This is a genomic window from Lysinibacillus sp. EB271-A1-10B (assembly GCF_058791335.1).
The window spans coordinates 1-25,253 of the sequence record NZ_JBYTDL010000019.1 but is presented as its reverse complement, the minus strand read 5'-3'; the positions used below and the strand labels follow the sequence as shown (position 1 = coordinate 25,253).

The window sequence follows — 25,253 nt, the reverse complement described above, 5'->3', positions numbered from 1 at the left end:
TTAATTGTTGCTGTCGCTTCGCTTTCGAGCAGATAAACAATACGGTAAAGATGCCGTCAGAATATCACCATTTATTCAAAAACTTGAGTCATCCTTTATCTTTGTTATACTTGCGTATAGAAAGGTAGGGATTTTGACAATGAGTATTACAATTCGACAAGCGCAACCGCAGGATGCCCATGCCGTTATACCACTAATTATTGATGCGATTGGTGAAATTGCCAACCGTTTAACAGGAGAACAGACAGCTGAAGCAGTAGAACAAGAACTTACTGTACTATTCAAGCGTGAGGATAATCGACATTCCTATTTAAATACTTTTGTAGCTGTTGAGAATGAGCAAGTACTAGGAATTCTTGTTTACTATAATGGTGTCCAAGCCATTCATATGGATGCGAATCTCGTAAAATGGCTTGAAGAAAAAAATGCACCATCCGTCATCATCGATAAAGAAGCTCATGAAGATGAATATTATATTGATACTATTTGTGTATCACCAGAAGCTCGCGGTAAAGGAATAGGAACATTATTATTACAATTCGCCTTAGAGGAAACGCAAAAACGAGGCTATTCAAAATTATCATTAAATGTTGAATCGGAAAAAGAGGACGCTCGTCGCCTTTATGAACGTATGGGCTTTGTTATTACAGAGCCGTGGTCCATAATCGATGAACCATTTCATCATATGGTCAAGCAATTTTAGGAAGTGAAATAAAAAACATGAAAAAGAACTTAATTTATCCTCTATTGATTGTCATTGCTTCTAGTAGCTACGGAATACTATCGACAATTGTCAAAGTAGCTATGCAGCATGGCTTTACAACAGGAGAGGCAGTATCAAGTCAATATATTATTGGCTTTATGCTTGTTGCAACTATTTTTATAGTGACACAAAGACAGTTACCGAAGATTTCTAAAAAGGGACTGCTAATTTTAGTGTGCGCCGGGATACTTACCGGTACTACAGGTATTGTATACGGAGAATCGTTAAAGTATCTTCCCGCATCTCTTGCAGTAGTAATGCTCTTCCAATTCACGTGGATAGGCTTATTAATAGATTGCGCACTTCATAAACGCTTACCAAGTCGGACTGAAGTGATTTCTATCATTGTATTATTTGCTGGAACTATTTTAGCGGCTGGTGTACTGAATGTAGATTTAAGCGGTATTGCTATTCAAGGCTGGCTGCTAGGTTTTGCTGCTGCCTTTACTTTTGCTTGCTTTATCCAATTTAACTCTCGTCATGTAGAAGGTATTACAACTACATCACGCGTGTTGATTGTTTCCTTTGTCGCCCTTATCATAATTAGTATTTTCTTAAACCCTGAAGTTCTTTGGAACGGTAAATTATTCGCCGGTGGTTTATGGAAATTCGGACTAGCATTGGGACTCTTCGGTATTATTTTGCCGATTTATTTATTCTCTATAGCTGTTCCGAAAGTGGGAGGAGCCCTTGCTTCTATTTTAAGTGCTATCGAGTTACCCGTGGCTGTAACTGTTTCAGTTATTGTTTTACATGAACCTTTAACTCTTTTACAAATAGCGGGTATTATTTTGGTTATTCTAGGTATGATGCTACCGGCAATACTTTCGCATCGACGACAAAAGGATAAAGTAATTGAGTCCGTCCATAAATAACTATTGTTGCATCAAAAAACACTAAACATATTGAGGCTAAAAAAAACTACTCAAAATTTAAAAAGCGCGAGAAATCAATTTTAGAATCGTTGATTTCTCGCGCTTTTCTATATGTTCCTAGCACACACTAAACCGAAAAAATGGTTTATGATTTATTCAAAAATTCATTATTACCTAAACAAATTAGAAAGCCCTGGATTTATCGAAGTTGCTAAAACAAAAGTAAAAATAGGCTTATCCATTTCTATCTTCCTATCGCTAAAGCTTTCATTCCTGATATTTCAATTATCAATAACAATTTCTTTACACTGTTCAATATATTCATCATAATATAGAACTTCTACATAATCAGACCAATTGAGTATAGTGCCTACAAAATCTACAATATCTATTCCTGGCATTTCATACGAATTTTCATCACCAGTTGTACCGCAAGCATCTTCTATCATGGTCGTCTGAAACCCTAAGTGGCTTGCAACAATTGAGGTAAAAAGGCACCAATATTCAATGTTAAATCCTGTGATTAATAAAAGTTCTACTCCTTTTTGTTGAAGATATTTATAAAAGTTTTTATTACTAAATGCATTTGGATTTTTCTTTTCGAACACGGGATATTCTTTTATATCCATTTGTATATCCTCATTAACATCATCATTTTCTACAATGTTTTTTACAAATATAATCTCTTTTTCTTCTCACTCAAATGAATCCACCAATTTTTGTATATTATCCAGTACTTATTTTTGATCTATAAAATCTAATATATAACTTTGATAATCAATTATTAGTAAAGCTTCTTTCATGAGTTTCTCCCCCAGTCGTATAATTCGTTCCTTAAAGTTTAGAGATATTCTTGCTTTAAATCGTAGCATTCATTTCAAAATTACTAAAATCAATCTTTGTTCACTTTTGAACATATTTTAATAATCTATTCTTAAAGTCCCCAAAATTGGGTCTTCTCGCTACTTTAAAGAGTTTTCGACTCTAGATCTCTTATACCTCGGTATAAGTGCGTCCGGAATCGGCTTTGTGCCTGCACAAAGAACTCCTTTTCGATTCCGCGACATCCGCTGGAGGCTTTGGGCCAACGTGATGTTGGTCACTCAGTCGTTGCCACAGGACGTGGCATTCTTAGACTGAGTTCCTCTATTTCAGCGGGTGTTTGGGCACCCGCTGAAAGAAGTTAAACACCATTGCTATCTAGTATTTATTCAGCTATGATGAATCCAATTATAATTTTTTAATTATTCTAACATTAATGTAAGGTCTCCGGATTATACTGCTATATGTAAGTTTTTCATTATTAGGGAGGGGGAAGATTATGCAGAAAACACGTATCTTCGGCTTTTTACTTGTGCTGATGGTTGTTATCTTAGCTGCTTGTAGTAGTGATAATAAGACTTCTACAAAAGATACAACAAATAGCAAAGCGTCCGATTCTGAAAAGACCGATGTGGCAGCTACGCCATCTGGAAAGCTTGTGATCTATACGGGGCGCGATGAAGAAATGGTGCAAAAGGTAATCGATCAGTTTAATGAAAAGTACCCGGACATTGAAGTGGAATTTTTAACGATGGGTGCGCAGCAAATTTTAGAACGCCTACGTGGTGAAAAGGCTAATCCTCAGGCTGATTTTTGGTGGGGCGGTACGCAATCTGCACTAACTGTCGGCGCCGATGAAGATTTACTTCAGGCTTGGAAGCCTAGCTTTAACGACTCTATTGATGCGGCTTATAAAGATGCAGATGGTCGTTGGTTTGGTGAAATGTTACTCCCCGAAGTTATTATGATTAACAGTGATGTATTAAAGAAAGAAACGGGCCCACAGGATTGGGATGATTTATTAGATCCAAAGTGGAAGGATAAAATTTTAATTCGAGGTGTATTAGCTTCTGGGACGATGCGTACTATTTACTCCTCTATGATCTTACGTCAAGGCGCAGATTCACCTGATAAGGGCTACGATTGGCTATTAAAATTAGAAGCCAACACTAAGGAATATACACAAGATCCAAATGCACTTTATTTAAAGATGACACGACAAGAAGGCAGCGTTTCTTTATGGAATTTACAAGATATTTTATTAAAGAAATATACGACTGATTATCCGTTCGATTACATTTATCCGAAAAGTGGTGCACCGATTTTAGTTGACGGTGTTGGTGTTGTAAACAATGCTAAAAACTTAGAAAATGCAAAGCTCTTTACAGAATTCATATTTGAAAAAGGTATGGTGACTCAACTAGCCAACGATTACTATCAAATTCCTACTCGCTCAGATATCGATAAAGAGGCAATGCCTGAGTGGTATAAAGAATTAGATTTAAAAACTTTTGATATAGATTGGAAGCTCATGACTGAGAAAGAAGCTGAATGGATGGAGCATTGGGATAACAATATTAAAGGCCGAGGAAAAAAGTGACCGATGACTAAAAAGTTATGAACTTGCCCTATGTTGCTGACAGGCTCTTCACAAAAATAATTAGGAATGACATTAGTGAAATTGTCTGCTTTGTATATAAGTTGATCTTCGTTACGACTGGGCGACTCCATGGGGATCAGCAATAGAGGAACGGAAATCAACCCCACGTTATGGTGATGAGCCTTTTTATATCATAAGACATCTATGAATATTGTTCATATCTTTAAGCCTCGAGTATATTTCGCTCGAGGCTTCATGCAACTAATTTTCTAACGAGAAAGGAGCATTTCAGTTGAAAAGTGTGAAAATAGAAAATGTCTCTAAGAAATTCGGTCACATTCACGGCGTAAAAGATTTAGATCTTCATATTAAATCTGGTGAATTTTTTACATTCCTCGGTCCAAGTGGTTGTGGGAAAACGACAACTCTTAGGATGATTGCAGGCTTTTATTACCCGACTGACGGGAAAATTCTTTTCGATGATTTTGATGTGACAAGGCTTCAACCTAATAAACGGAACATTGGTATGGTGTTTCAAAATTATGCCCTCTTTCCACACATGACGGTAGACGAAAACATCGCCTTTGGATTACAAGTACGAAAATTTTCAAAGGCAGAGATTAAGCAAAAAGTTGACCGTATTAGAGGGCTTGTCCATTTATCGCAATATGGTAATCGGAAAATTAATGAATTATCTGGTGGGCAGCAGCAACGAGTTGCATTAGCAAGGGCGCTTGTCATAGAGCCTGATATTTTATTATTAGACGAGCCCTTGTCAAATTTAGATGCTAAACTACGTGAAGAAACCCGCGTCGAAATAAAACGTATTCAATCCGAGCTCGGTGTTACAACCATCTATGTTACGCATGATCAAATGGAAGCTATGTCTATGTCAGATCGGATAATGGTCATGGAGCATGGAAACGTCAGACAAATCGGTACACCACAAGAAATTTATAACCGACCTTCAAACCGCTTCGTAGCAGATTTTATTGGCGAGACGAACTTAATTGAAGCGACAATCGATGCTATTAACGGTAACGATATACAAGTAAAAACAGCGAGTGGACTTATTCTCACTGGGCGAAAGCAACAAAGCTCCCCCACTTTAACGCATATGATTGGAGACAAAGTGTTTATTTCTATTCGTCCTGAATCTATTCATGAAGGTACTGGTGAAAACACATTAACGGGTAAAATCACTTTTGTTGAATTTACAGGAATTAGTGTGAACTACATTGTAGAATGTCTAGATTTTTCACTAAAAGTAATGATTATTAATATGAATGGTCAATTCAAAAAAATTGGTGAAGAAATCACTCTAACTATAGCCCAAGATTCACTGTATTTTTTAGGAGAATAGGAGGGTACTAACATGGAAAAAACACACCACAGTTCTTCTGAAGGAAATGCATGGACACGTTTAACTAGCGCGAACTGGTTTGTCTATATTTTAGTTGCACCTTTATTTTTAGTGTTGTTTGCCTATGTGGTATACCCGTTCTATCAAACGTTTAAAGAGAGCTTTTCAGGTGATGATGCACTCTCTAATTATAAAAATTTCTTTAATATAGCTAGCCCAGCAAATATAGAGGCATTGTGGACTAGTATATATATATCCGCTATCAGTGTTATTTGTTGTGCGATCGTCGGTGTAACTATGGCATTTCTTCTGGAACGCTATAATTTCCCAGGTAGACGGATACTCTCTGTTTTAGTATTGGTACCTATGGCTCTTCCGCCGTTAGTAGGTGTACTGTCCTTTACTTTTTTGTATGGAGACAGTGGTATTTTCCCCCGTGCATTTCAGCACCTATTCGGTTTAGAGCAAGTACCCTTTTCATTAAAAGGCATATGGGGGGTTATCGTAGTACATACATTCACTATGTACACTTACTTCTACTTAACCGCCTCAGCAGCTATAAAAGGTCTTGATCCAGCTTTAGAAGAAGCCGCTACTAGTTTAGGTGCCGGGCGTATTCGGGTATGGACAAAGGTTATTTTGCCCATGTTAACACCTTCGATTGTTGCCTCCTCCTTACTCGTCTTTATGATATCTATGGCATCCTACACTGCACCTCTAATGTTCGGTGTCGAACGTACAATGACCATGCAAATCTATTTATCTCGTACGAATGGGAATTTAGATATGGCAGCGACGCAATCTATGATTTTATCCTTTGTGTCCATTACCTTTTTAATTGTGATGCGCTGGTATCAAAACCGTCGAAATTATCAAAACCTCAGTAAAGGTATTAGTGTTCACCGTTCTGAAGTGTCTTCAAGAAGCATGAAAATTATGGCAACTATTGCGTCTTTCATAGGCACATTAATTTTAATTTTACCGATTTTAGTACTTATTTTAATTTCATTTTCCGTTGATGGTGCATGGAAAACACAAATTCTCCCAACAGACTATACATTGGATCATTATCAAGCACTTTTTACAGATGAACGGACGTGGCGACCGATTTGGAACTCCATTCAAATGGGGATTGTTGCAACTTTCGGCAACATTCTTTTCGGTGTTGCAGCAGCCTATGCAATGGTTCGCTTAAACTTTAAAGGTAAAACATTACTCGATATTTTAATTATGGTTCCTTGGGCATTGCCAGGAACGGTTGTAGCTGTCAATTTGATTGCAGCCTTTAGTACAGAAAATATATTCGCCTTTAATCAAGTTCTTGTCGGGACGTTCTGGATTTTGCCATTAGCTTATTTTATTAGACATTTACCTCTTGTTTTCCGCTCGACATCGGCATCACTTGTTCAATTAGATCAATCTATCGAAGAAGCGTCACGGAGTTTAGGTGCAACATGGTGGTATTCATTTAGACGTATTGTACTTCCCCTTACATTTACGGGCATTTTGGCAGGTACGTTACTAGCACTTGTTCAAAGCTTTGGCGAATTCGTAGCGTCTATTCTTATTTACAGTACGTCGACCATCCCATTATCAGTGGCGATCTTCCAAAAACTATATTCGTTTAAATTTGGAACTGCTTGTGCATATGGCGTCTTACAAATTTGTTTAATTTTAATTGTGCTTATTATTTCTGAGAAGTTATCTAAAGGCAGTGCTGGTTCGGCCATATAACTGCTAATCTAATAGGAGGCAATTCATATGTTTGAAGATTTTCGCAACAAAACACAGCAAGAAGATGGGATGATCTTCCCTTCTAATATTTATCGTAAAATTGTCTTACAGCCGGCTTACGATGAAGCCAAGAAAAACTTTTTAACAATTATTCTACAAATCAATATTGCACACTTAAAAATGTTAGAAGAACAGGGACTAGTAAAAAAAGAAGAAGCTAAAGAAATTGGAATCGCTCTAAAAAAACTAGATTTGAACTATTATCGTATAGAGGATTACAGCCCACTATATGAGGATTTGTTTTTCCGCATCGAAAATAAATTGATAGAGCTTGCTGGCGATGTTGCAGGAAATCTTCACATTGGGAGAAGTCGTAATGATATGGGCATTGCCATCTATCGCATGACTTTAAGAAAAAAATTGTTATTGCTAATGCGAGAATTACTGACATTACGGGATGATTTAATCGCAGCTGCTGAGGAGCACGTTGATACGATTATGATTGGCTATACACATACGCAGCAGGCACAGCCAACAACTTTTGCTCATTATTTGAAGGCTGTCATCGATCAACTTGAACGCGATTTTGAACGTTTACAGCATGTCTACAAAACGGTGAATCGCAGTAGTATGGGAGCAGCAGCATTAACGACAACAGGCTTCAATATTAATCGAGAGCGCATGCGTGAGTTATTGGCCTTCGATGATATTATCGAGAATGCGTGGGATGCTGTTGCTGGTGCAGATTATATCGCAGAGGCAGCGAGTATCGTTCAGCTTGCGGCACTTAATCTTGGCCGTACATCCCAGGATTTTCTACTATGGGCTACACAGGAATTCAATGCATTTACGTTGGCGAGCCCGTACGTACAAGTTAGCTCAATCATGCCACAAAAACGCAATCCTGTTTCAATAGAGCATACACGTTCATTGCTATCAGCAGTTGTTGGTGACGCTAGTACAGTATTACAGATGGTACATAATACACCTTTTGGAGATATTGTAGACACAGAAGATGATATGCAACCATATTTATGGCGCGCCATCGACCGTTTAATAGGTATTTACGAACTATTTGGTTCGCTAGTTGTCACGATGGATGTAAACAAGAAAAAACTAAGAAATCGAGCAAACAATAGCTTTGCCAATGTCACAGAGCTTGCCGATACGTTAGTGCGTTCTGAAGGGATTTCATTCCGGCAGGCACATAGTATTGTTAGTAAATGTATTAAAGTATTGCTCTCTCATGGGGAGGAATCTTTAGCAAGTCTTACATGGGGGCTTACCAATACACAAGCCAAATTAATTACGGGTAAACCATTAAAAATTTCTGAGGAAGATTTTTATAACACATTAAAACCGGAGACCTTCGTTGGTGTACGTACATTACCTGGTGGTCCAGCACCCGCAACGATGAAAGCATCTCTTGAACACTGCAAGGCAAATTCTCATAATCTTTATGAGTGGATTCGTTTGAAGGAATTTAAAATTATTGAAGCAGAAAAACAATTAACAGTATTTTTAGAGGAATGGAATCAATGATGGGATGGCTACTTATTATTGACGGTGGTGCTACAAAAACGGCATGTGCGCTCGTACATGCCGAGTCTGGTGAAATAATCTATACGACATCAACAAGTGGCTCGAATTATCAAGCAATCGGTGCTGAAACTGCTACAGAAATAGTGCAAGCGTTATTAGCAAATGTGCAGGACTTTTTGCAAAAGCAAGATGACTCTACTATTGCTGTAGCTACCTTTGCAATGGCTGGGATTGATTCTCCCAAAGATCATGAAATCGTATCAACAATCGTTCATAGCGCCGTATCAGCATTACAGCTAAAAATAGATACGCTTATTATAGAAAATGATGCGCAAGCCACTTTACTCGGCGTTACTGCTGGACAGGCAGGCGCGTTACTCATCGCTGGAACAGGAGCCATTGCTTACGCATTTACCGGTACACAAATAGTACGTGCAGGTGGCTGGGGGCATCGTACTGGAGATGAAGGCAGTGGCTATTGGCTAGGACAAGAAGTAATACGCGCCATTTTCCGCATGGAGGACGGGCGCGGTGAGCCGACCCTATTAAAAAATGCTGTCTATAATCACTTACGGATCCGAGACGTCACAGAGCTAGCTACATGGCTTTTCCACCCATCTTACACGAACGCGCAGCTTGCAAAAATGGGGGCATTTTTAGCAGATGCCGTGGACAAAAAGGATCCATGCGCCATCCAAATATCAATGTGTGCTGCCCATGAGCTAGCGCTCCTTGCATGTGCTGTGTTGAAAAAAATTGACTATCAAGGCGACGCTTTTAGCCTTTATTGTAATGGTGGAGCCATTAAGCATAATCCATTAATTTTTAAAACTTTTTCACAGGAAATGAAATCGATGTATCCGCAAATTGAAGTTTCTCTGTGTCAGCATCCGCCAATCCATTATCTTATAGAGCGGACAAAAAAGGCCTATGACAATCTGTAATGTCATAGGCTCTTCATGTTGTTGAAAACTATTATGTTCAATGAAATCAAGGTGTGTATTTAAACAAAGTATTACTCTTCTGCAAAACGAGGGGTCGAATTCCGTTCCGGCTGGGCGCTTTCCTGGGGGCGTCCAGTCTCCACTCCAATCAACCACTTCACATAACGTGTATCTTCTGGCATGTCACTCATATCATTTTATTGATCAATCAAGTTAAAGCGCTATTTTTTTCAGTTCATTTGTCGTGAAATATAAATAGTTGTCCTTCACAAATAAATCCTTCGTTTCTTCCCTATTTAATATTTGTTCTCCGCTTCCATCCGGACGAATCTTCGTTAAATACGCTCCGTGTGAATAATTACTAAAATATAGCCAGCCATCAGCATAAACGAGATACTGGGCACGCGAATTAGAAACTCGTTTCGATTTACCTGTTTCTAAATCAAGCACATATAATTTATTATTTTCAGAAACATTACTATAAAATATTTGTTGCCCTACCTTTGCAGCGAAATCTACATTGTGAAAGTAGTTATACTTTGTACTCGTTGCTTTCGGGTAGTCTTCAGCAATCCACGTATGATCTTTTGCCATCGTTCGATCATCCACTAAAAAATATTGATAACGCACTGCCCCTTTACGATCAGGCACCGGATCATTCCATGTAGTATCGAGGTGGTACCATTGACCATCCAGCTTTACTAAATTCCATGCATGTCCTTCCTGTCCGACATAGCCTACTATATATTTTGTTTCTATACCTAACTTTTGTAACATCGAATGAGCCAACAATGCATATCCCTGACAAACACCACCATGTTCCGCAAGCACTGTGTAAGCGCTATGTGGACTTGAATTCGTTTGATCCGTATAGGCGGTATTGGCAACGATATAATCATTGACAGCCCTAACCTTTTCTACATTACTTAATGATTGTTTATCGATAGAAGCTACAACCTCTTGAACATTCATTTCAACATATCCGGACTGCTCTGGTGTCATTAAATAACTTTGCTCCCCAAAGACTTTGGCCGCTCTTCCTCCATATTCAAAACGAATTGAGTGTTTACTAATATGACCGTATACATAATCATCTCGTTTAATAGCATTTTCATAAGCTTCTTCCACTAACTGTTCAATTCGTTGTGTATTGCCTTTATATTGAATCTCAAACGTAGGCGAAAAACTACTGTAGTACGTATACATCGCATCAGCCATTTCCTTTGCATTTGTTACAACTAACTTTGCTTCAGGTTTTTTGACTGCAGGAGCTGTAACGGCTACTCCTTCTTCTTGTTTGTCTTCTATAGGTGGTGTGGCCGTTTCAATGGAGGTATTCTCTGAAAGTTTAGCAGTAACGTCTATGATTTTTTCCTTTGTTGAAAGAAGCATCGTTTCTATCTCATCATTATTGGTCCAAGTTATCACTTGCTGTACAACTGCCTTACCAGCCGTATAAATTGGGTCAATAAAAATAATGATTATTACGATAATGGCTAACTTTTTCCACAAAATCCTCACCTCCAACTGGTTTCCTGTATTCATTATATACAAAAAAAGCACAAAGAACTCAGTTGGAGGTCCTTTTGTGCTTTCATTTTATCAATAGATAAGGATATTCTTATTTAATTTTAAGTTTCTGTTCGATGCCCTTAACATTATAAACTAAAAAATTATCATTAATTCTTAAATCTGTAACTGCTTGTTTCACGAGCACCTCAGTTTTTAATGTTTTTAGATTTAATTTTGTTAAATAACCGCTGTTACTGTAATCACTGAAATATAAAAAGTCATCTGCTCCAGTAATATACAAGGCACGTTTATCAATGACCTTTGTTTTCTTACCACCTGCTAGATCAAGCTTATACAATTTATCTTTATCAGCTGTATTACTAAAGTATAGTGTATTTTTATCCTGATATGCAAAATGAACATTTAGCATATAGTTATATTTTGCACTTGTTGCAGCTGGATAATTTGATGCTATCCATTTATGATCTTTCTTTAGTTGTGCATCCGTTACTAAAAAATAATCGTACGAAGAAGCCCCTAAACGATTTGGTAATGGATCATTCCATGTTGTATCTAAATGATACCACTGACCATCAACCTTTACTAAATTCCATGCATGTGCCTCGTTACCATTAACAGTACCAACAACATACTTTGCATCGAATCCAGCTTGATCCAACATTTTATAAGCCGTTAACGCATAACCCTGACACACAGCTTGTCCTTCCATTAACAATGCATAAGCACTATGGGGACTAGCCTTTGTTTTAGTACCATATGAAGCATTTGACACGATATAATCATTAATCGCTTTTACTTTTTCGAATTCTGTCATCGAAGGCTTAATAATCGCTTTTAATAATTGATCAACCTTTTTTTGCACCGCCGCTTCTTGCGTTTGGTTTGTCAAATACTTCACTTTAAACGTTACATTGCCTGTTGAGTCTGCAGAAATATTGGTACTTTCCATATGACCACCCGCATAGACTGCTTGCTCCTGTGCTTTTTTAAAGGACTCCATAAAATTCTTTTTGAAATCTGTCATTGGTCCACTATATGTAATGTTAATTTCGGGAGCGAAATTATTTAATTGCTTTACGATTTCTGTTGTGAATTGATCCCAAGTTGTTACGTTAGTACTAGCTACTACATGATAAGCACTCACCGGGGAAGTATTTACTGAACGAGCGTCTGCCTGTTGAGCATAAGCTGCTGTTGGACTTAACATCAGCAATGCTGCTCCACCTATCAACCATTTTTTCACAATAAATCACCTTCCCATTTGTTATATTCTTGTAATTAGAATAACAGAGAAAGTGACTACGAATCTATCGGACAAGTTCACTAACTGTGACTTTTAACTATATAACCACCATTCATCACATAGGCACAAACTCCCTTTAATAAAAAATAAGTATCGAATTAAACTATATTTTTGTACAAAAATAAAAACTCACCTGTTTTTAGTGAGTTTTCTAAGCCCTTTTCTAGCGCGCAGGCTTCTCTTTATGTTAACGACTTTTTACTACTAAATTAACTGCCTCTTGAATAACTTCATTCATTTTCTCGCCATCACCTTCAGCATTTTGTACACATTCTAAAAGATTCGTGCTAACAATGACACCAACTGTGCGATCTACTGCTGAACGTACTGCCGATAATTGAGTAATGACTGCCTTACAGTCCTTTTCTTCTTCCATCATTTTTAAAATCCCACGTAGCTGGCCTTCCATGCGCTTTACACGATTTTTCACTTGATCTGAATATTCCATCATCATTGCTCCTTCTTTCTATACTCGCTACGCCCTTGAGTAATTATTATCCTATTACAAAATGTAACATGTAGCTATTTTTCCCTTGGTTTTAAATAATTCATAAGCATGGTAGCAATAATTGACCCTGCATTTGTTATTTCATCATACTGTATCACTGTATTTTTCTTTATTCGTAACTGACCTATCTCTACCTCAAAAATTGGACACTTTCTTTTAAGCGCAGCGACTAGCATATTGGTGTCGTAGTCATATCGTTCACCTTTCACTTTCATCAGCCACGGTAGTTCCTTTATAGAAATAAACCGCAAACCTGTTTGGGTATCCACTAATCTTCTATGATAAAGGATTTCAAAAAACAAACTTGTTGCACGATTACCCCAATAGGATAAAAGATTACTATCCGCCGAATGGAAGTTACGTACTCCTAATACAATCCCTTCAGAAAATACCTTTGTCATCGTTAAAACGAGCTTTACATCTTGTAAAGTATGTTGCCCATGAGCACCTACTGTAATAACACCTTGAAACATGCTTCTTTGCGACCTTACATAGGAAAAAGCTGTTTTTAGTGCGCCGCCCTTACCAATATTGTGGTCATGCTCTAGTACTCGACAGCAATCAATCTTTTTTAACTCTTCAAATACATATGCATATTTTTGATCGCTACCATCATTGACAATAATAATTTGGCTAATAGTGGTGGCTAATAATTGATGGACATAGGTTATAAGTGACTGTTGTGGATTATAGGCTGGTATAATTGCTGCAATATTTTTCATCATCTCTATCCCCCGGATAACATGAAACTTTGACAGATGTACTTTTTTAATCGCTACTTCAAACCTCGACGAGTCTCCTTATATCACATAGTATCATTTAACGAGGACAATTCAACAATAACGGTATTTTCCCGATATATGAAAAAAGAGGACTTCATCGTAACGTATGGTTGATTTCCGTTCCGACTGGGCGCTTTATAGCTGCCGCTTCGCTGCAGGGTCTCGGGCCAACATGATGTTTTTTGCGCGAAAGCGTAGTGCTAACGTAGCGGCAGCAGCACGAGGTCGGTCACGAAGATCAACTAATATAGATAGTGTACGTTTTTACATATTAAATATCTAGATTTCGGTAATGAGCATAAGAAAAACTTTATGAAAGAGGTGAGTGCTATCGTCATTCAATATGATATTTTCCAAGATCATTGTAAGAAATTAAAAGCTTTGTCCTTCATTAAATTGGCTAAAAATTTACAGGATGCTAGCTCTCTCGCCACGTCAAAGCCAGCTCTATCTTTACAAAAATCACTCCTTGTACTGGAGGAAATTTTATATGAGCTTTATAAACTAGAAATGGATTCAGAACCAAAGCTAAAAAACATTCGGTCATTACTCAATAATCGTAGCTTTGTTGCAAAAATTCATCCACGTCGCATTTATTTACTAATGAATCTTGTAAACAAAATGACTTCTAGTAATAGTAGTGAAATTGTGGAGTCAAAGGTCGCAAAAATTGTTCTTGATTATATAAGTGATATTGTAGAATGGTTTATTAAACGCTATGACCGTAGCGTAAAGGCAAAGATGATTCGCATAGCCCCTAGTTTTGAAAATAGTACTTCAGTTTTTGATATAAATATGCTTCTTCAAGATAACCAATCAGCTGAGGCCTATAAAAGTGCCGCAAACTGGTTTGAGCTTGCGGCAAAACAAGGGAATGCAAGTGCTCAATATAATTTAGGTGCTCTTTATAATCAAGGTCGTGGTGTTAAGAAGGATTATGCAGTTGCAAAAATGTGGTATGAACGTGCCGCAGCTCAAAATGATGCAAATGCACTTTATAGCTTAGGCGTGCTCTATCATTTAGGACATGGTGTTGTACAAGACTATGAAGAAGCTACTCGCTATTATAAAGCTGCTGCAGATTTAGAAAACGCAGATGCACAGTACAATCTGGGGGTTCTATACAATCAAGGTCTTGGTATGCCACAAAACTTTGCAGAGGCAGCAAAATGGTACATGCTAGCAGCCAATCAAGGGAATACAAGTGCTCAAAATAACCTTGGATTCCTTTATCACAATGGAACCGGCGTCGAGCAATGCTATGAGGAAGCTATAGCCTATTTTGAAATGGCCGCATTAGCTGGTGATGCAAGTCCTCAGTATAATCTTGGCTATATGTACCTTAAAGGTCGTGGGATCTCACAAAATTTTGAAGAAGCTGCGCAATGGTTCCATTTAGCTGCACTTCAAGACCATACTAATGCAGAATTTCAATTGGCAATGCTATATAACACTGGTCAAGGTATTCCTCAGGATCGTATAGAGGCTATAAAATGGTTTAAACTCGCAGCACATAAAGGACACTTAAATGCTCAATACTGTCTCGGTGTACTCTATGTCAAAGAAAACGATATATCTTCAGCTGAAAAATGGTTACAGTTAGCCACTAGCACTGGACATATAAGTGCAGGATTTGAGCTTGGACGTATTTATGTATACCAACTTCAGCAACCAGAAAAAGCGCTCCCTTACTTCAAAGCTGCTGCTGAAAAGGGGTATGCTGATGCTCAGTACGAGCTCGGATTATTATATGAAGCTAACTTGAATTATGATGAAGCAGTGAAATGGTGGAGAGCCGCTACTGATCAGTCCCATATTCAGGCTGAATATCAATTAGGGTTATTATATGAGCATGGATTGGGGGTCGAGCAGGACTTAGAAGAGGCACGGCGCTGCTATCGACTAGCAGCCATCCAAGGACATTCAGGTGCTCAATATCAGCTCGGTAATTTATTTGATAAGGGAAAAGGTGTCGCACAAGATTATACCGAGGCAGCAAAATGGCTTGAACAAGCTGCCGCTACAGGACATGCCAAAGCACAATATCAATTAGCTCAAATGCACAGTCATGGACAAGGGGTACCGAAGGATTTTGTGAAAGCAGCCCAGCTGTATCGACTCGCTGCCAATCAAGGGCATCAAAAAGCGCAATTCCAGCTCGGTATGCTTTACAAAAAAGGACATGGTGTCGCACAAGACTATACCGAGGCAACAAAATGGCTTAAAAAGTCTCTTGAAAATATGAAATAAAGTACTCACCCTCATAACGTGGGGGTGATTTCTTTTAGGCTACTCGCATTCCTATAGATGAGCGTGGAGCCGCATCCCGCGCTTCCACACAGATACATCGCTACCGAAGTTTCATTTTATCATTAAATTAGAGCGATATGCAGAAGATACATTGCTATGTGAAGTGGTTGATCTTCGTTACGACTGGGCGACTCCTTGGGGATCAGCGATATAGAGGAACGAAGGCTAAAAGCATCACGCCCTGTGATAACGCCTTCGTGACCAACATCGTGTTGGCCCGAGACCCTGCAGCGCAGCGAAGCGGCTCATCGGACGCCCCCAGGAAGCTTTGCTCTGTGCGAAAGCGTAGTGCTAACGTAGCGACAGCAACAAAGCGCCCAGTCGGAACGGGAATCAACCCCTCGTTTTGCAGAAGAACCATACATTATTTAAAGGCTTCAATAGCATAAAATACCGTGCCACCTCATAAAGACAGTGACACGGTATTTTCTAGTTTTTCATTTCTTCTTTTAGATTCACCATAAATGTTACAGCGATAAATAAAGCAAAGCTAATTAATAGCGTTGTCCCACCTATAATAAAGAAAATTAATGTAAATGTACTGCTAAAATGAAATGGATTTATATTGTAGAACCACATGCCTAGTGTTAAACCAAAAACCCCGAGAATAGCCGTCCAACCATGTGCTGTTACTAATTTTTGCGATTTCACTTTAAAAGCTCGATAGAAAATGCCCCATGCAAACATACTTAACCAACCTACGAGCAAAATATGTGCATGTATCGGTCTATATTCATAACTACCTGAGGCGGAAATATGTGAGCCTAGATACGTTCCCAATAAAGCAAAAATCGCAGCAAGACGAATAAGGCGTATACTCCATTTTAGTTCCATACAATAACTCCCCCTAAGTTTTTTCAACTTAGTCAGCAGTTTATCTCGTGAACATGAACTTTACATGAACTCCTCATTACAATTTTGGTAAGTGAACGCGGACCTTTGTGCCGGAATTCATAACACTTTCTATATGAACCGTTCCCCCATGTAGCTCGGCAATTTGCTTCACAATGGCTAGTCCAAGCCCAGTACCTTGCTTTGTTCTGGACTCATCTACTCGATAAAAGCGATCAAATACCTTTTGTAGTTGTTCAGCAGTCAATCCTATGCCACTGTCCTCAATAAGTACTTCAATTGAGGTTGAGAATTCTTGCAAGTGAATATGAATTTCTCCACCTTCGACATTATATTTAATAGCGTTCGTCAATAAATTATCCCAAACATTTTGCAATAGCCCAGCATCACCATTACATATTATTGGTTCTAGCTGATACGATAATTGTACATTGGCATCTTCAAGCTGCCAGCGGTATTTTCTTACTGTTTCCTTTAATTGCTCATCTAAACGATAAGGCTCACGCTTTAACAACCTTGTAGATTGATCGAGTGACGTTAGTAAAAGTAATTGCTTAGTTAATGTCGACAAACGCTTCGTTTCTAGTTCAATAATCGTTGTATATTCCTGCCTTTCCTTGTCGGTAAGCAAGGGATTCTTTAGTAAATCTACATAGCCTTGAATATTCAACAACGGCGACTGAAAATCATGGGACACATTACTAATAAACTCTTTACGTATTCGATCATTTTCCTGTAATTTTTCTGTCATGACATTAAAACTTTCTGCTAATTGTCCAATCTCATCAGCTCGCTCTATATCTAGTAGCGTATCGAATTTTTCATGTGCAAGCTGATGTGTTGCCTCTGTTAGTTGTGTAATAGGGCGAATTAGTGCCTTAGCAAAAAGTAGCATTGCCAACAGACTAAGTACTGCCATCGCTAAAATAAGTCCACCAAGTATCGTATGAACCTCAGAAAACAACAAGCGAATATCGGGTCTAATGAACAGTGCATACTGCTTATTTTCATAAGTAAATGGCACACCTATCGTATTTATTAGCTCATTCGCAAAAAAGCCTGTCACAAAAGTCTCTTTAGGAAAATCACGCATACCATGATAAATTTCCCCGTTTAAAACACGCTCGACAGTTTTGGGCGGTAGTGCTTTATCACGATACTTACCGCCGAAAAAATGTCCTGCGTCACCGGTTGTTACATAAATCTGATAACCTATTTCCCCAAGAGTTGTTAAATAATTTTCTAAATCGCTAGGCTTTGACGACTCAATGTATTTTGCAATATCTTGCGCAATCTTCACGTTTTTCGCATCGTTTTTTTCCTTTACAACTTGATGATAATAAATATTCGTCGCTAAAAAGCCGATACACAAGCTGCCGATCATAACGAGCATTGTCGTGACAACAAATTTACTATATAACGTTTTCATCATCCAATAACCTCTAGCTTATAGCCAACGCCTCGCACCGTTGTAATCTCAACACCTGTTTCATAACGATGCAGCCGCTCACGAATCCGCTTCACATGCGTATTTAAAGTCTGCTCATCTCCATCGTAGTCATAGCCCCACACTTGCTCCATAATAAAACTACGTGTAAACACCTGATTCGGGCGGGAAGCAAGTAAAGCCAATAGTTCAAACTCCTTTAAAGGCAGAACCAGTGTATCTTCCCCAATGACCACCTCAAAGCTACGACGATCAATAACTAGCCTGCTCACCTGGATGGTTACCTGATTTTTTTTATCTAATCTACGCAATATCGCTGCTATGCGAAACAGCAATTCTTTAGGTTCAAAAGGCTTTACAACATAGTCATCTGAGCCTGCCAAAAAACCTCGTTCCTTGTCCTCAAGCTCACCTTTTGCTGTTAATAACAGTACAGGAATATCGTAGTCCTGGCTCAATGTCTTAGTTAATGTAAAACCATCCATACCCGGCATCATAACATCTACAACAGCTAAATCAGGCAAGTTTCCCTCAAGTAGTTGAAGGGCCTGTTGTCCGCTTTCCGCTTGTATCACCTGATAGCCCTCTTTTGTCAGATAAATATTTACTAGCTGTAAAATATGTACATCATCATCTACAACGAGAATTTTCATTCAAACTTACCCCCATCCAACTTGTTTCCGGTACACTACTTTAACAAAAAATCCGCTCCATTCCGTGTGGGCGATCTGCAAATGCAATGATCGCTGTCTCGCGGGAGTGTAGCGAATTTTTTACTTCTTTCGCATTTATATTATAACGAAAAGAAAGAAATCAACAGCAATATAAGTAACGGCAAACCAATTACGATATAGCCTCGTGGATTTGCAAAGTTCATCGTCCAACCGACCCCAAAACGCTTCTCTACAAAAACGGAAGGATCTTGACGATTCACATAAATTAATCCACCTTTCCAATAGCGATCCTCATCAACATCCATTACTTCTGAAACAACATTATTTCCATATTCCACTCTCAGCTTGCGTTTTTTCCATGCGTAAATAAGGACAGAGCCAAAAACAAGGCATAAAAATAAAATAAATATCGGTAATAGCCTATTTCCTGAAGTCATTGAAGGATAGATATTGCTTAACTGTAATACTGTAAATAATATAGTAAGGGCATAGCTTAACAACATAATGTTCCAGCTCATATACTTTCGGCTTTTCAACTGATCTTCTAATGATTCTTCCTTACGATTAACGGCCAACTTGATTGCAGAACGCTTTATGGAATCTACAACTCCCCACATCATACATTGCATCATCAGCATAACAAGCGGCATTGAAACCGCTGTAAAATATGTTTTACTTCTCCAAGAATCCGCTTCTCCGCTAGGTCCCCAGTGTACAGCAATATGATCCGGTATTTGATCATAATGGAGGATTGTAAAGATAATTAAAAACGCTGTAACACCAAAAGGAACTACATAAAATGGCCAAGGAAGCATTTCATCACGACTACGTGCCGTTAAGTCAACTGCACGAACTTGTTTAATATTCAAGCCCCATTGCTCTTGCCTTTTGAGTTTTAAAACTTTTTGATGGTTTATCCAATATAGTGTCATACTGACTGCAAGCATTGCAAATAAGCACCCAAGCAGTAAAATACCTTGCATAAACTCAGATGGTGCAAGGTAATAATAGCTGGCAATCATAATCATTAAAAATAGGACACCAGATATTCCAACGATTTGTGCATAATGCTTTTTCATATTACGTAATGCAGGATGTTTTACATTTTGTTCAGGTACAGTAACGCCAAAAATGGTTGTCTCACGTACTATATATGGAACAAATACTTGTAGAGATAATGTTAAGAGGTAGACGGTTAAGAAAACGAAAAGTAGCATATGCTACACCCCTTCTGCAGGTATTTGCAAATCGGAAAATACCTTTTTTATCATGTGCTCGATTTGTTCGGCTGTTGCGCCGAGCACCATTCCTTCTACCACAACAGGCTTTAGGTTTTTTTCAATTTGTTTAAATTGTTCAGGAGTTAACGCTCGCTCCTCTGTTGAACGAATAATAGCACCTGATTTGGCTCTAATAGTAATAATCCCCTTTTGCTCTAGCTCATGATAGCTTTTATTAACCGTATGCATATTTACGCCCAGATCAGCCGCTAAACTACGTACAGATGGTAGGGTATCTCCTGGTTTCATTTCTCCTCTTGCAATACCTTCAATAATTTGCCGTGTTACCTGTTCATAGATTGGTACATCAGATTGTGGCTCTATTTGAATAAACATTACTATCATCTCCAAAATTGTTATATAGCTAATATAACAAATAATCATTCTTTGTGCATAAAAAACGAGACCAATTGAACAATCAAAAAAAGAGATGTCTCATGATAGACATTCCCTTTCAACTATTGCTAATGCATCATAAATTTCGTCAACTACCGGCATCGCCCCGGGAGCCAGCAATATTTCCATTTTATACTCCCTCCTTGCAATGTTTTAGAAGATAAAAAAATGCCTTACAAGCTCCCCATCTAAGCTCGTAAGACATCCTTTACCCTTTTAAATCCCTTTATTCATGACCCCTTTTTTGTAACCGTGTTCAATTTTCAGTAAGGAACAGGGGAACAGACCCCGCTCGTTACATTAGTAGAATAAGGTGGACTCCATTCGAGTTTAGTCCACAACAATTTAGGAAAGCTTGGATATGTTCGTTTAATAGATTCGTATCTCAAATCAATCTATGCTGAAAGCAAGTTAAGCTAATTTTTCGTAACCTGGAAGCGTCAAGAATTCCGCAAATTCGTCTTGTTCAATTAAAGATTTAAACAGCTCAGCAGCTTCTTCATAGCGGCCACTGTTATAGACTTGTTCCCCAACAGCCTCTTTAATTTTCACAAGCTCTTCCTCCAAGATTTCTAATACAAAGGCCAATGTAATACCACGGCCATCACCCAAGATACCTTTTGGATGGCGAATCCATTGCCATACTTGTGTACGAGAGATTTCTGCAGTTGCAGCATCCTCCATTAAGTTGTTAATCGGTGCAGCTCCGTTGCCTCGTAGCCAAGAAGCAATGTACTGAACCCCTACGCTACAGTTAATTCGAAGCCCTTCAAGTGTAATTGTACCTTCTGGAACAGCTACTAAATCTTCCGCTGTAACATTTACATCCTCACGTTTTTTATCGATTTGGTTTGGTGTCGTCATAATCGCATCAAACTGTTCCATCGCCGTTGCAACCATACCTGGATGTGCTACCCAAGTTCCATCATGGCCATCTGTTGCCTCACGACGCTTATCTTCGGCAACCTTTGCAAACGCTACAGCATTCGCATCGTCATCCCCTTTAACAGGAATTTGTGCTGCCATACCGCCCATTGCAGGAGCATTACGTTTATGACATGTTTGAATACATAAAGACGTATATGCCTTCATGAATGGTACAGTCATTGTTACTTGTCCACGGTCCGGTAAAATTACATCAGGTTGATTACGTAGACGCTTGATGTAGCTGAAAATGTAATCCCAGCGTCCACAATTCAGACCAGCTGAATGTTCACGCAGTTCATATAAAATTTCATCCATTTCAAATGCAGCTAAAATTGTTTCGATTAATACAGTAGCCTTAATTGTCCCTTGTGGGATTCCGATATAATCTTGTGCAAACACAAAGACATCATTCCATAAGCGAGCCTCCAAATGGCTTTCAAGCTTCGGCAAGTAGAAATATGGTCCTGTATCTTGTGCCAATGCATTTTTAGCATTATGGAATAAATACAGACCGAAATCAAAGAAACTACCAGAGATCGGTTCGCCATCTACTAGTACATGCTTTTCAAGTAAATGAAGACCACGTGGACGCACTAATAACACAGCTGTGTTTTCGTTTAACTTATACGTTTTACCATTAGATGCTTGTGTAAACTCAATTGCTTTATTAATAGCATCACGCATATTTATTTGGCCGCCAATCATGTTTTCCCATGTCGGAGCAGATGCATCCTCAAAGCAAGCCATAAACATTTTTGCACCAGAGTTTAAAGCATTAATAACCATTTTACGGTCAACAGGTCCTGTAATTTCTACACGACGGTCTTGCAAATCTGCTGGAAGTGGTGCAATTGTCCAATTTCCCTCACGGATATGCTTTGTCTCTGGTAAGAAGTCGAGTTTCTCACCTGCATCAAGACGCTTTTGGCGTTCTTGACGAGCCTCTAACAGCTCTTTTCGACGAGCATCAAATTTTTCGTGCAGGGCAAGAACAAACTCAACGGCTTCTGGTGTTAAAATTTCTTTTGTTTGCTCATTTTGTTCCCCAACAATTTTAAGCTTACCTGTTGTTGCTTGTTCCATCAGTTATTTCCCCCACCTTTGCGATTTTAAGTAGTCTTCTCCCGCTTTAGGAGGAGCGGGAGAGACTAATCTATGATTATGAATTTAGGAATACACGTACTTTATGAAACTTATACGAATTGTTCTGTTTCAGTAGAGCCAGCCATCGCTGTTGTAGAAGAAGTACCACCAGAGATAACTTGAGATACGTCATCAAAGTAACCAGTACCTACTTCACGTTGGTGGCGAGTAGCTGTGTAGCCTTTTGATTCTGATGCAAACTCAGCTTGTTGTAGCTTAGAGTATGCAGCCATACCATTATCTTTATAATCATGCGCAAGCTCGAACATAGAGTGGTTTAATGCGTGGAAACCAGCTAATGTTACGAATTGGAATTTGTATCCCAATTTACCTAACTCGCGTTGATATTCTGCGATTTCTTCTTCTGATAGATTTGCTTTCCAGTTAAATGAAGGTGAGCAGTTGTATGCTAGCAATTTACCAGGGAATTCTGCATGAATAGCTGCCGCAAATTCACGAGCTTCCTCAAGAGATGGTTTAGAAGTTTCACACCAAATTAAATCTGCATACGGCGCGTAAGCTAACCCACGAGCAATTGCTTGTTTGATACCTGGTTTTGTACGGAAGAAGCCTTCTGGAGTACGTTCACCAGTAATAAACTCAGCATCACGTGGATCGATATCAGATGTTACCATATCTGCAGCATCAGCATCTGTACGAGCGATTAAAATTGTATCAACACCCATTACGTCTGTTGCAAGACGAGCAGCAATTAAGTTACGAACAGCATTTTGTGTTGGAAGTAAAACTTTACCGCCTAAGTGTCCACATTTTTTCTCAGAAGCTAATTGGTCTTCTAAGTGAACACCAGCAGCTCCAGCTTCAATCATACCTTTTACAAGCTCAAATACGTTTAGTGGACCACCGAAGCCAGCCTCAGCATCTGCCACGATTGGAGCGAACCAATCAAATTGATCAACACGTCCTTCAGCATGATCGATCTGATCTGCACGTTGTAAAGCTTGGTTAATACGCTTTACTACTGCTGGTACAGAGTTTGCTGGATATAAGGATTGGTCAGGGTACATTTGACCAGAAAGGTTAGCATCAGCAGCTACTTGCCAGCCTGATAAGTAGATTGCTTTTAATCCAGCTTTCACTTGTTGTACAGCTTGATTACCAGTTAATGCACCTAACGCATTAATGAACGGTTCTTCTTGTAAAGAGTTCCATAGTCGAGCCGCACCTTTAGTTGCTAAAGTTTGTTCAAGTACAACAGAGCCCTGTAACTTAACAACCTCTTCAGCTGAATATGCACGTTCAATACCTGCCCAACGAGTGTTCTCTGCCCATTGCTTTTCTAATGCTTGAATTTTTTCTTGACGTGTTGACATATTGAAATTCCACCTTCCCCTTTGTAGACAATATACTCTGTTAAAAAACTTTTAATCCGCTGTTCCATAACAGGTTTATTTGTTGTAAATTAATATATAACAGAACTTCTGAATTTTCATTATTTTTAGATAAAACACCAAATTTTAATGATGAAACCGCTTTTTTTGGCGATGAAATTTGGTAAACTGTTTACAAACAAGGGGGATATTCACAATGAATAATGAGTTTAATTCTTTGCCAAAAGATATTTCACAACAGTTTATTTCAATGCTAAAGGACTGGGTTCCAGTCAATTCATCCATCGCAATTGCCGCTGAAAACTCTTATATTTATTTTCATTCTGGACATCAAAACATTAACTTAGAAGTAGGCCAACAAGTACAATCCGGTAGCATTGCAGAACAAGTACTACGCACAAGAAAACGAACAGACGCCGTTCTAGATAATTCCTTATTCGAAACACCGTATTATGGGATAGGTTACCCTATTAACATTTTAGATGTACCTGCAGCACTTATTGTAGTATTACCTTCAACCTTTACCGAAAAGAAATTAGAGCCCTATCAATTTTTAACAGGAAAGCAAGAAGAAGAATGGAATCCTATTGCAATTGAAAAAATCTCTCATATTGAAAGTCTGCAGAAAAAAACGTGGTTTTATGTGGAGGGAGAACAATTTAAAACAAGTATTACACTGAAAGAACTCCAAATGCGTCTACCGTCATCTTTTATTCGCATTCATAGATCTTATATTGTTAATATTCATTTCATAAAAAAAATGGCTCGTGATCTTACTTCCAATTTTATTGTCACTTTAAAGGATGGAAGTGAACTACCCGTTAGCCAATCTTATTTAAATAATCTTCGAAATGCTCTTGAATTTTAGATTTTGTCTTAGCGTAATTACTATTATTGTGCTGTCGCTTTGCTTTCGCACAGAAAAACATTCGCTGAATAAAGATAAAAGGCTGTCCTATACATTGTTTGTATAAGACAGCCTAAAAAAAATAAAAAAGCCTGAGAAATAATTCTCAGACTTTAGATTGCCTAGCGACGTCCTACTCTCACAGGGGGAAGCCCCCAACTACCATCGGCGCTAAAGAGCTTAACTTCCGTGTTCG

The 25,253-nt window shown here is 38.5% G+C and carries 21 protein-coding genes and 1 rRNA gene; 9 read left to right on the top strand and 13 right to left on the bottom strand.

The genetic code is table 11. The features are described from left to right. The first annotated feature begins 139 nt into the window (after positions 1-139). Complete coding sequence (locus tag AC3WSK_RS19730; RefSeq protein ID WP_079562750.1) at positions 140-703, top strand: GNAT family N-acetyltransferase; 564 nt, start codon at positions 140-142, stop codon at positions 701-703. Positions 704-720: 17 nt separating this feature from the next. Then, on the top strand, positions 721-1,638 hold the full coding sequence (locus AC3WSK_RS19725) for an EamA family transporter (RefSeq protein WP_079562749.1): 918 nt from the start codon (positions 721-723) through the stop codon (positions 1,636-1,638). 281 nt (positions 1,639-1,919) lie between these two features. Here AC3WSK_RS19725 and AC3WSK_RS19720 read toward each other — a convergent pair whose 3' ends face one another. Beyond that, positions 1,920-2,267 (bottom strand): isochorismatase family protein, encoded by a 348-nt coding sequence (locus tag AC3WSK_RS19720; RefSeq protein ID WP_427484572.1) that lies wholly within the window; start codon positions 2,265-2,267, stop codon positions 1,920-1,922. Positions 2,268-2,959: 692 nt separating this feature from the next. Here AC3WSK_RS19720 and AC3WSK_RS19715 point away from each other — a divergent pair. From AC3WSK_RS19715 to AC3WSK_RS19695, 5 genes are all read left to right on the top strand, one after another. Next, positions 2,960-4,060 carry an extracellular solute-binding protein gene (locus AC3WSK_RS19715; protein WP_492414387.1) on the top strand — a complete coding sequence of 367 codons (1,101 nt, stop codon included), beginning with the start codon at positions 2,960-2,962 and terminating at the stop codon, positions 4,058-4,060. Positions 4,061-4,352: 292 nt separating this feature from the next. Continuing rightward, positions 4,353-5,423: an ABC transporter ATP-binding protein gene (locus AC3WSK_RS19710; RefSeq protein WP_492414388.1), complete on the top strand. Its 1,071-nt coding sequence runs from the start codon at positions 4,353-4,355 to the stop codon at positions 5,421-5,423. Between the two features lie 12 nt (positions 5,424-5,435). Beyond that, the gene (locus AC3WSK_RS19705; RefSeq protein WP_079562745.1) at positions 5,436-7,157 is read left to right on the top strand and encodes an ABC transporter permease; all 1,722 of its coding nucleotides are present in this window, start codon (positions 5,436-5,438) and stop codon (positions 7,155-7,157) included. Between the two features lie 27 nt (positions 7,158-7,184). Beyond that, complete coding sequence (gene argH, locus AC3WSK_RS19700; protein ID WP_079562744.1) at positions 7,185-8,699, top strand: argininosuccinate lyase; 1,515 nt, start codon at positions 7,185-7,187, stop codon at positions 8,697-8,699. Then, positions 8,696-9,643 (top strand): N-acetylglucosamine kinase, encoded by a 948-nt coding sequence (locus AC3WSK_RS19695; RefSeq protein ID WP_492414389.1) that lies wholly within the window; start codon positions 8,696-8,698, stop codon positions 9,641-9,643. The genes argH and AC3WSK_RS19695 overlap by 4 nt, the downstream gene beginning before the upstream one ends. 213 nt (positions 9,644-9,856) lie before the next feature. Here AC3WSK_RS19695 and AC3WSK_RS19690 read toward each other — a convergent pair whose 3' ends face one another. From AC3WSK_RS19690 to AC3WSK_RS19675, 4 genes are all read right to left on the bottom strand, one after another. Further along, entirely contained in the window at positions 9,857-11,164 is a 1,308-nt protein-coding gene (locus AC3WSK_RS19690) for a transglutaminase domain-containing protein (protein ID WP_492535116.1), read from the bottom strand. 100 nt (positions 11,165-11,264) lie between these two features. Further along, positions 11,265-12,419 (bottom strand): transglutaminase domain-containing protein, encoded by a 1,155-nt coding sequence (locus AC3WSK_RS19685; RefSeq protein ID WP_079562741.1) that lies wholly within the window; start codon positions 12,417-12,419, stop codon positions 11,265-11,267. Between the two features lie 247 nt (positions 12,420-12,666). Further along, positions 12,667-12,927, bottom strand: a complete 261-nt coding sequence (locus AC3WSK_RS19680; RefSeq protein WP_010857552.1) for a metal-sensitive transcriptional regulator — start codon at positions 12,925-12,927, stop codon at positions 12,667-12,669. Positions 12,928-13,001: 74 nt separating this feature from the next. Then, positions 13,002-13,712 (bottom strand): glycosyltransferase family 2 protein, encoded by a 711-nt coding sequence (locus AC3WSK_RS19675; protein ID WP_492414391.1) that lies wholly within the window; start codon positions 13,710-13,712, stop codon positions 13,002-13,004. Between the two features lie 369 nt (positions 13,713-14,081). Between AC3WSK_RS19675 and AC3WSK_RS19670 the strand changes: the two genes are divergently transcribed. Beyond that, positions 14,082-16,019: an SEL1-like repeat protein gene (locus AC3WSK_RS19670; protein ID WP_492414392.1), complete on the top strand. Its 1,938-nt coding sequence runs from the start codon at positions 14,082-14,084 to the stop codon at positions 16,017-16,019. 489 nt (positions 16,020-16,508) lie between these two features. Here AC3WSK_RS19670 and AC3WSK_RS19665 read toward each other — a convergent pair whose 3' ends face one another. The 7 genes from AC3WSK_RS19665 to aceA all read right to left on the bottom strand — a co-directional run bounded on the left by AC3WSK_RS19665 (position 16,509) and on the right by aceA (position 24,132). After that, positions 16,509-16,913: a hypothetical protein gene (locus tag AC3WSK_RS19665; protein WP_079562739.1), complete on the bottom strand. Its 405-nt coding sequence runs from the start codon at positions 16,911-16,913 to the stop codon at positions 16,509-16,511. Between the two features lie 76 nt (positions 16,914-16,989). Beyond that, positions 16,990-18,360, bottom strand: coding sequence for a sensor histidine kinase (locus AC3WSK_RS19660; RefSeq protein WP_492414394.1), 1,371 nt, complete (start codon positions 18,358-18,360; stop codon positions 16,990-16,992). Then, positions 18,360-19,031 (bottom strand): response regulator transcription factor, encoded by a 672-nt coding sequence (locus tag AC3WSK_RS19655; protein ID WP_079562738.1) that lies wholly within the window; start codon positions 19,029-19,031, stop codon positions 18,360-18,362. Before AC3WSK_RS19655 ends, AC3WSK_RS19660 begins: the two co-directional genes overlap by 1 nt. 140 nt (positions 19,032-19,171) lie before the next feature. Next, positions 19,172-20,269, bottom strand: a complete 1,098-nt coding sequence (locus AC3WSK_RS19650; RefSeq protein WP_427484577.1) for a DUF1648 domain-containing protein — start codon at positions 20,267-20,269, stop codon at positions 19,172-19,174. 3 nt (positions 20,270-20,272) lie between these two features. After that, positions 20,273-20,668, bottom strand: coding sequence for a GntR family transcriptional regulator (locus AC3WSK_RS19645; protein ID WP_427484578.1), 396 nt, complete (start codon positions 20,666-20,668; stop codon positions 20,273-20,275). A gap of 471 nt (positions 20,669-21,139) precedes the next feature. Further along, entirely contained in the window at positions 21,140-22,738 is a 1,599-nt protein-coding gene (gene aceB, locus AC3WSK_RS19640; protein ID WP_492414393.1) for a malate synthase A, read from the bottom strand. Positions 22,739-22,848: 110 nt separating this feature from the next. Then, on the bottom strand, positions 22,849-24,132 hold the full coding sequence (gene aceA / locus AC3WSK_RS19635; protein WP_079562735.1) for an isocitrate lyase: 1,284 nt from the start codon (positions 24,130-24,132) through the stop codon (positions 22,849-22,851). Positions 24,133-24,346: 214 nt separating this feature from the next. Here aceA and AC3WSK_RS19630 point away from each other — a divergent pair, with 214 nt between their 5' ends. Beyond that, positions 24,347-25,018, top strand: coding sequence for a LytTR family DNA-binding domain-containing protein (locus tag AC3WSK_RS19630; protein ID WP_079562734.1), 672 nt, complete (start codon positions 24,347-24,349; stop codon positions 25,016-25,018). A 159-nt stretch (positions 25,019-25,177) separates the two neighbouring features. Here the strand turns inward: AC3WSK_RS19630 and rrf are convergent. After that, positions 25,178-25,253: ribosomal RNA gene (gene rrf / locus AC3WSK_RS19625) — 5S ribosomal RNA — on the bottom strand; the annotation flags it as partial.

Bases quoted from the DNA above. Each gene is read 5' to 3' on its own strand.
- AC3WSK_RS19645 (WP_427484578.1), bottom strand. From the start codon at position 20,668: ATGTTTATTCAAATAGAGCCACAATCTGATGTACCAATCTATGAACAG.
- AC3WSK_RS19660 (WP_492414394.1), bottom strand. From the start codon at position 18,360: ATGAAAACGTTATATAGTAAATTTGTTGTCACGACAATGCTCGTTATG.
- AC3WSK_RS19680 (WP_010857552.1), bottom strand. From the start codon at position 12,927: ATGGAATATTCAGATCAAGTGAAAAATCGTGTAAAGCGCATGGAAGGC.
- aceA (WP_079562735.1), bottom strand. From the start codon at position 24,132: ATGTCAACACGTCAAGAAAAAATTCAAGCATTAGAAAAGCAATGGGCA.
- AC3WSK_RS19695 (WP_492414389.1), top strand. From the start codon at position 8,696: ATGATGGGATGGCTACTTATTATTGACGGTGGTGCTACAAAAACGGCA.
- AC3WSK_RS19715 (WP_492414387.1), top strand. From the start codon at position 2,960: ATGCAGAAAACACGTATCTTCGGCTTTTTACTTGTGCTGATGGTTGTT.
- argH (WP_079562744.1), top strand. From the start codon at position 7,185: ATGTTTGAAGATTTTCGCAACAAAACACAGCAAGAAGATGGGATGATC.
- AC3WSK_RS19730 (WP_079562750.1), top strand. From the start codon at position 140: ATGAGTATTACAATTCGACAAGCGCAACCGCAGGATGCCCATGCCGTT.
- AC3WSK_RS19725 (WP_079562749.1), top strand. From the start codon at position 721: ATGAAAAAGAACTTAATTTATCCTCTATTGATTGTCATTGCTTCTAGT.
- AC3WSK_RS19630 (WP_079562734.1), top strand. From the start codon at position 24,347: ATGAATAATGAGTTTAATTCTTTGCCAAAAGATATTTCACAACAGTTT.
- AC3WSK_RS19670 (WP_492414392.1), top strand. From the start codon at position 14,082: ATGAAAGAGGTGAGTGCTATCGTCATTCAATATGATATTTTCCAAGAT.
- AC3WSK_RS19675 (WP_492414391.1), bottom strand. From the start codon at position 13,712: ATGATGAAAAATATTGCAGCAATTATACCAGCCTATAATCCACAACAG.
- AC3WSK_RS19705 (WP_079562745.1), top strand. From the start codon at position 5,436: ATGGAAAAAACACACCACAGTTCTTCTGAAGGAAATGCATGGACACGT.
- AC3WSK_RS19720 (WP_427484572.1), bottom strand. From the start codon at position 2,267: ATGGATATAAAAGAATATCCCGTGTTCGAAAAGAAAAATCCAAATGCA.
- AC3WSK_RS19650 (WP_427484577.1), bottom strand. From the start codon at position 20,269: ATGCTACTTTTCGTTTTCTTAACCGTCTACCTCTTAACATTATCTCTA.
- aceB (WP_492414393.1), bottom strand. From the start codon at position 22,738: ATGGAACAAGCAACAACAGGTAAGCTTAAAATTGTTGGGGAACAAAAT.
- AC3WSK_RS19665 (WP_079562739.1), bottom strand. From the start codon at position 16,913: ATGGAACTAAAATGGAGTATACGCCTTATTCGTCTTGCTGCGATTTTT.
- AC3WSK_RS19655 (WP_079562738.1), bottom strand. From the start codon at position 19,031: ATGAAAATTCTCGTTGTAGATGATGATGTACATATTTTACAGCTAGTA.